The sequence below is a fragment of the Rubripirellula obstinata genome (assembly GCF_001642955.1).
GTDB lineage: Bacteria > Planctomycetota > Planctomycetia > Pirellulales > Pirellulaceae > Rubripirellula > Rubripirellula obstinata.
The window spans coordinates 1-6,095 of record NZ_LWSK01000195.1 but is presented as its reverse complement, the minus strand read 5'-3'; the positions used below and the strand labels follow the sequence as shown (position 1 = coordinate 6,095).

Below are 6,095 nucleotides of genomic sequence, written 5' to 3'. Positions count from 1 at the left end.
TATCATGATAACATTAGACATAGGTTCGGTACCTTTTTGTGGAAGTTGGTAAAGCTATTCAAACTCCCAAAGAGTGTGCCGAACTTTTTCTCGTTAACCAAGCCCGCTCATAGTTTCTCCGCGAAAGCAGCGGATTCGCCACTTTCGCGGAGCGAAAGGCGACACTACTTTCCCGCCCGTTCCTCAACGATCCTTGTTGAACGTGTACGAAACCTAATGAGCAACCTGCGAAGAAAAGCCGACCATGACCACGACCGTAGAATCCATGCAGGCCGAAGCGGAACAGTTTCGCGATCGATACAACGCCGTGCGAGAAATGATTGGCCGCGTGATTGTTGGTCACGATGACATCGTCCACGGAGTGCTGACCGCGATTCTGTGCGGTGGACATTGTTTGCTCGAAGGCGTGCCGGGCTTGGGAAAGACCATGTTGGTGCGGACTCTTTCGGAAGTGCTGGAACTTGATTTCAATCGCATCCAATTCACACCCGATTTGATGCCAGCCGATATTCTGGGCACCAATATGATTGTCGAAGACGAACAAGGACGTCGTCGATTCGAGTTTCAAAAGGGACCTGTCTTTACTCAGATTTTGTTGGCAGACGAAATCAACCGGGCCACACCTAAAACACAATCAGCGATGCTGGAAACGATGCAGGAAGGCACCGTGACCGCGGCCGGGCATCGTTACACGCTCGACCAACCGTTCTTTGTACTGGCGACACAAAACCCGATCGAACAAGAGGGCACCTACCCGCTGCCCGAAGCACAACTAGATCGCTTCCTTTTCAAATTGGTCGTCGGATACAGCAACCGCGAAGACCTCAACACAATCGTCGAACGAACGACGCGTGGTGATCAAGCCAGTTTAGAACGGGTGATGGATGGCCCCGAAATTCAGAAATGGCAAAAGATGGTGCGAGAAGTCATCTTGGCTTCACATGTGCAAGACTACTTGGTGCGACTAACGCTGGCCACGCATCCCGACGGACCACACAGCGTCGATGCAACCAACAGTTATGTCCGCTGGGGCGCGAGTCCACGCGGTGCACAGACGTTGGCATTGGCATCAAAGGTCAGGGCACTGCTAGAAGGCCGATTCAACGTCAGCTTCGAGGACGTACGGCGAGTCTTCTTGCCGGCAATGCGGCACCGAGTTCTGCTGAACTTCGAGGCCCAAGCCGAAGGCGTCGAAGCCGATCAAGTCCTATTGGACATTCTAGAAAAAGTGCCAGAGAAAGCCGACTGATTAGGTCTGGCCGCTCCGCTGGGATACCGTATGCAGTGCAAGCAAATGCAGATGTTCACTAAATCTGGTTTTGTTGGATGATCGTAGGTGCTGGCTGTTATGTTTTTCGCTTACGAAAGCTTGCACGCAACTGCGAGATCCCGCTACTTCGACCGTGGATCATTTCATGCGCACTCCAACGCATCGTTACACCACAGGTATTCCTTATCGAATTGCACGTGGTCGTCAATCCGAACCGCCGGCAGTTTCGGATCGCTTGGCTCGTGACCTAGCCGTCATTGACCTGGATGAAAAGCGACCGCGACCGTCCATTTTTCTGAAGACCGTTCGACGCGAATTGAAGATTCGCTGTTACAGTCCACGAACGGTGAAAGCCTACGTTCAAGCTGCGACTTCGGTACTTCGCTGGCTTGGTTGCCCGCCCGATCAACTCCGTCGCGAACATGTTCGCCGATACTTGGAGTATCTGCATGATGCGGGCCACGGTCCTTCGGACATGGGCGTCCAGCTATCGGCGATTCGGACGATCTGGGACAAAATGTGTTATCGCGATGTTACGCTTGGTTTGGAAACGCCAAGAAAGAAGCGGCATCGTCCAGTTGTTCCCTCTCGTGATGAAGTTCGGCGTTTGCTGGCGGCGGCTCCCTCGCTACGTGATACGTTGTTGCTGGGTTTGATGTACGGGACTGGAATGCGTGTCAGCGAAGTGTGCCAAGTTCGGTGGCGTGATGTTGACGTTGACCGCCAGCAGATCTTTATTAAACAAGGGAAAGGAAACGCGGACCGGCACGTTCAGCTACCACAACAATATCAAGACCTATTTAAAAGCCTGCTTAAACGATCGCAACGAAACGAATTCGTCTTTGCTGGCGAGTCGCAATCTGATCGCCGTCAAAACCGACATTTATCGCCACGAACCGTTCAGCGATTGGTCAAGACGGCGACGAAGATCGCGGGGATCACCAAGAAGCTGACGCCTCATTCTCTGCGGCATGCGTTTGCTACTCATTCTTATGAAGACGGTTGTGATATCCGTCGCATCCAGAAGGTTTTGGGGCATGTTCGATTGGACACAACGACGATTTACATCTCGGTCGCCAAAGAGCGAACCAGTTTTGCGAGCCCTCTGGATCGGCTTTCAGATGCCGCCACTTCACAGAAGCAGTCGCACGGCCAGCAAACTCAATCGCAGCAGACTGAACCTTCGCGGCGACCTGCCAACCCCGTCGGCGGCCTACGGTTGCATTGTCGAATGGACCCCAGTGATGATCGTGACATTCACCGGTCTCGTAAGCGACATCAATTCACGATTGAGATTCGATCTGGCGGACGACGCGAATACCTGCTCGGTTCAATAGCCCAACAAATCAGACCGGGTTTCGTTCAAATTGACCTTCCCCCGATTGAAGACTGGCAAGCATCTCTTTCACGCCTGCCTTCGTCGGTGGCGAAACGAATGGATCAACCCGAATTCTATCAAACGTTGCAGCAATCAATTTCGGATCGCTTGATTCGAGAAACCGCCGCCGCCAGTGACACCACCGATGGTCCAGTAGCCAAACAGGGATCGCCTGATCATAGGCCACCCGAATCATTGCCCCATGGGCCGAGAAAGCCACGGTAGAAATGATCACACCAGAATCGAGAGTTCGCTTGCAGCAGCGAGAATGGTTACTACTGCGTGATAGGTGAAATTCAACGCTCAAAACCTTGATTCAAGGAGAAACAGCGAGGCCAAATTGCATCGCTCCAATTGCAACGCTAAACTTACGTAGTAGTGCGAGCATCTTAACCCCACCATTCTGGTAGGGGATGTCGCACAAAGACCCGTTATGCGTCCCTAGAATGCACGAAGCCATCCTTTGCGACTTCTTCACCGGCGATGCAGACGCGCAGACGCTGGCCAACGATTTACGCGGTGCAATCATTTCTGATGGCATGGTCGCTCGCCACCCGATCGTTGACATGGATCGCGAATTTGACGTGACCGCTGCTCATCTCGCGGCATTGTGCGATGCCGTCCTGAACAACAGCATCCCGCCTGATGACCTTCGTGCCATTGGCTTCTGCCTGTTCGCCTCCGAGGCCTTTGAATGGGACGCCGACACAACTGACGGTGAGCGTGTCGCGGAGGTCTGCAATCATTGGTCGTCACCCGAAATCAACTTCCCACTGACGCTAGACAATGTCCAGAAATGGAAGCTCTATCTCGAAACTGGCGTCGATGAGTTGCGCTGACGGGACGCATAACATGGTTTTTACGCTGAGGCCTTCGGCACACCGCTGGCGTTTGTTCAAGCCTCTTTCTGGTGGTAGAATCTTCCGTAGTTCAGACATCGCTCGCTTCGTTCAGGGCGGTGTCGTAAAAACCTTCCGTTGCACGACCTCAGCTAATCCATGGATGTCCGTGACCATCTCTCGCGCTATTGGATCACGTTTCCAGATGATTCTACGTTCCCCATTGGGCAGGGCGTGACCGCTTATTCCCACGACGACGCTTTTTCCATGCTCGCCGCCCGTGGGTATGACTTCCACGTCCGTGCCCAACGCGTCGAGGTTCGCGAGATTCAATCTTTTGACGACATTCCAAACTACGACGTTTCCGGTGCTTCTGGGCCACTGAGATTTCGCGGAATTTGGTATCCTTGCCTAAACATTGGCTTGGATGCGTCGGGGCGCTGACCTTGCGGCTTTACCCGAATAGATCGCGTATTGGCAATTCGACGGTCGTGCAACATGGTTTTTACGCTAGGCCTTCGGCACACCTTCCTTTGCACTTCAAGCGGGACTGGCTTATCATTAGCTGTTCGTGATTCAAACTCCACCGCTTCGTTCACGGCGGTGTCGTAAAAACCTTCCGTTGTCGGTCATAAATCAAAAGACTCACTGTGACAACCAAAGAAAAGGCGATTTCGCTAATTCAGACACTCGATGACGATGTCTCACTTGACGATGTGATCGACCGTCTCTACCTCCTACGCAAGATCGAACTGGGCATCGCCCAAGCCGATGCTGGCGACGTGATGGAACATGACGAGTTCATGGACGAACTTGAGGCCGAAGATGCCCAGTAGGATTTACTGGACGCGACAATCTCGCGAAGACTTGCTGCGGTTCGCGCTCATATTGCTCGTGATGCGTCGGCCACGGCGTCGGCCTATGTCCGTAAGCTACGATTGTCCGTTGGGAGATTGCGACAATTCCCATACTCCGGCGAGGTCGTTCCGGAGATCGGCCGCGAGAACTTGCGTGAAGTGCTGCAGGGCAACTACCGCATCATCTACCGTGTAGCCGAACGCAGGGTTGATATCCTCGCTGTGTTTCATGGTGCGCGAATCTTTGACGAACGCGATCTTGGCAGCGGTGAATGACCGACAACATGGTTTTTACGCTAGGCCTTCGGCACACCGCTGTCGTTTGTTCATGCCGCCCTCTGCTGGTAGAATCTCTCGTAGTTCAGGCATAGTTCGCTTCGTTTGGGGCGGTGTCGGCAAAACCTTCCGTTGTCCGACCTCAGTCGAAAGGATAGCCATGACCTCTCTGCCGCCAATGGATCGGTCTGTCGTGAAACTCACAACGCTCGACCAGCAAGGTCTCGACTCAGGTGTCCCCAACGCAACGCCCGCTGAGCGGTTGCTAATGGTTTGGCCCCTGACCATCACCGCATGGGCATTCAAGGAGCCAAATGTTGTTCAACCCCGACTTCAAAGACATGTTACTCGCCTTATTCGAAGCGAAAGTTGATTTCCTGCTTGTTGGGGCCTACGCCGTAGCTGCTCACGGACATCCTCGCGCCACCGGCGATCTCGACCTTTGGGTACGCCCGGATGCCGAAACGGCTCCCAAAGTTTACCGGGTGCTCGCCGAGTTTGGCGCTCCGTTACATGACCTTACCGTCGAGGATTTAGCGAAGCCGGGAATGGTTTTCCAGATCGGTGTTGAGCCTTCCCGTATTGATATCCTGACTGCCATATCTGGGGTTTCATTTGATGACGCTTGGCCAAATCGACTTTCGATTAAAATGGACGGCATCCAGCTTTGCGTTTTGGGACGCAATGATCTTGTTACAAACAAACGTGCATGCGGACGCCCCAAAGACATAGCGGATGCCGAAACACTTGACCCTGGCGATGCTTGAGGTCCCGGTCGGACAACATGGTTTTTACGCTAGGCCTTCGGCACACCTTCGTTGGTCGGCAACGTGCGCTGGCATTGGTACAATTGTTCATGATTCAAACTCCACCGCGTCGTTAACGGCGGTGTTGTAAAAACCTTCCGTTGTGTGCCCCTAGAGAAACGGGAATTCGAGATCACCGCGCACCACGCGAACGATTTCCAAGGCACTGTTCTTCTGGCGGCACTAGATGATGTAACTGCCAACGTACGTCGAACGAATGCCTTCGCCAAGATCGCCGCGGTCGTCCCCAATGTCCGGGTGCTTTGCAGCCAACCGACACTTCTCACGAATTTTCGCTACCCATTGCCGTGCGGCAACGGGCTTATCTTCGGCGATAAAGCGAGCGATCTCTTTCAGTCTTCTTTCGATGCCTCAGAATACCGGAGCCTTGGCATCATTCTAGCCTTGCTTATTTGACGACTCGATGCGGGCAATCTCCGCTTCGACTTCGTCGAAAACGGATTCTTCATCAAGCGATTCGCCACGATCTAATTGGTCGACGCCCGTCGCGATCTTCGCACGCAATACTTCTCGCCCTTTCAGCAGGGCGATTGCACGGGGATTTACCGACTGAAAACGACTTTTTCCATGTAGTCATCGTCCCAACCAGCGGTGAGCCGCTTGTTTTTGACTCCGCACTTGGCCGTTTTCTCTTGCTTGAGCAAGCTT

9 protein-coding genes are annotated in these 6,095 nt (G+C 53.3%); 7 read left to right on the top strand and 2 right to left on the bottom strand.

Going from position 1 to position 6,095, the window contains the following annotated elements; genetic code table 11:
- The first annotated feature begins 244 nt into the window (after positions 1–244).
- The 7 genes from RC85_RS24425 to RC85_RS24395 all read left to right on the top strand — a co-directional run bounded on the left by RC85_RS24425 (position 245) and on the right by RC85_RS24395 (position 5,387).
- Positions 245–1,249, top strand: a complete 1,005-nt coding sequence (locus RC85_RS24425) for an AAA family ATPase (RefSeq protein WP_068267361.1) — start codon at positions 245–247, stop codon at positions 1,247–1,249.
- A 166-nt stretch (positions 1,250–1,415) separates the two neighbouring features.
- Positions 1,416–2,873: a tyrosine-type recombinase/integrase gene (locus RC85_RS24420; RefSeq protein ID WP_068267360.1), complete on the top strand. Its 1,458-nt coding sequence runs from the start codon at positions 1,416–1,418 to the stop codon at positions 2,871–2,873.
- A 221-nt stretch (positions 2,874–3,094) separates the two neighbouring features.
- The gene (locus tag RC85_RS24415) at positions 3,095–3,487 is read left to right on the top strand and encodes a hypothetical protein (protein WP_068267359.1); all 393 of its coding nucleotides are present in this window, start codon (positions 3,095–3,097) and stop codon (positions 3,485–3,487) included.
- A gap of 159 nt (positions 3,488–3,646) precedes the next feature.
- Complete coding sequence (locus RC85_RS27770) at positions 3,647–3,931, top strand: hypothetical protein (RefSeq protein ID WP_162273258.1); 285 nt, start codon at positions 3,647–3,649, stop codon at positions 3,929–3,931.
- Between the two features lie 206 nt (positions 3,932–4,137).
- The gene (locus RC85_RS24405) at positions 4,138–4,323 is read left to right on the top strand and encodes a hypothetical protein (RefSeq protein WP_047813634.1); all 186 of its coding nucleotides are present in this window, start codon (positions 4,138–4,140) and stop codon (positions 4,321–4,323) included.
- A gap of 6 nt (positions 4,324–4,329) precedes the next feature.
- The gene (locus RC85_RS24400; RefSeq protein ID WP_338060594.1) at positions 4,330–4,620 is read left to right on the top strand and encodes a type II toxin-antitoxin system RelE/ParE family toxin; all 291 of its coding nucleotides are present in this window, start codon (positions 4,330–4,332) and stop codon (positions 4,618–4,620) included.
- Between the two features lie 314 nt (positions 4,621–4,934).
- Complete coding sequence (locus RC85_RS24395; RefSeq protein ID WP_068267357.1) at positions 4,935–5,387, top strand: nucleotidyltransferase; 453 nt, start codon at positions 4,935–4,937, stop codon at positions 5,385–5,387.
- A 222-nt stretch (positions 5,388–5,609) separates the two neighbouring features.
- On the opposite strand, the gene RC85_RS28685 is transcribed toward RC85_RS24395, so the two are convergent.
- Together RC85_RS28685 and RC85_RS28925 are read right to left on the bottom strand one after the other, a co-directional pair.
- Entirely contained in the window at positions 5,610–5,762 is a 153-nt protein-coding gene (locus RC85_RS28685) for a type II toxin-antitoxin system RelE/ParE family toxin (RefSeq protein ID WP_235033517.1), read from the bottom strand.
- A gap of 63 nt (positions 5,763–5,825) precedes the next feature.
- Complete coding sequence (locus tag RC85_RS28925) at positions 5,826–5,951, bottom strand: hypothetical protein (RefSeq protein WP_261340492.1); 126 nt, start codon at positions 5,949–5,951, stop codon at positions 5,826–5,828.
- Positions 5,952–6,095 lie beyond the last annotated feature (144 nt).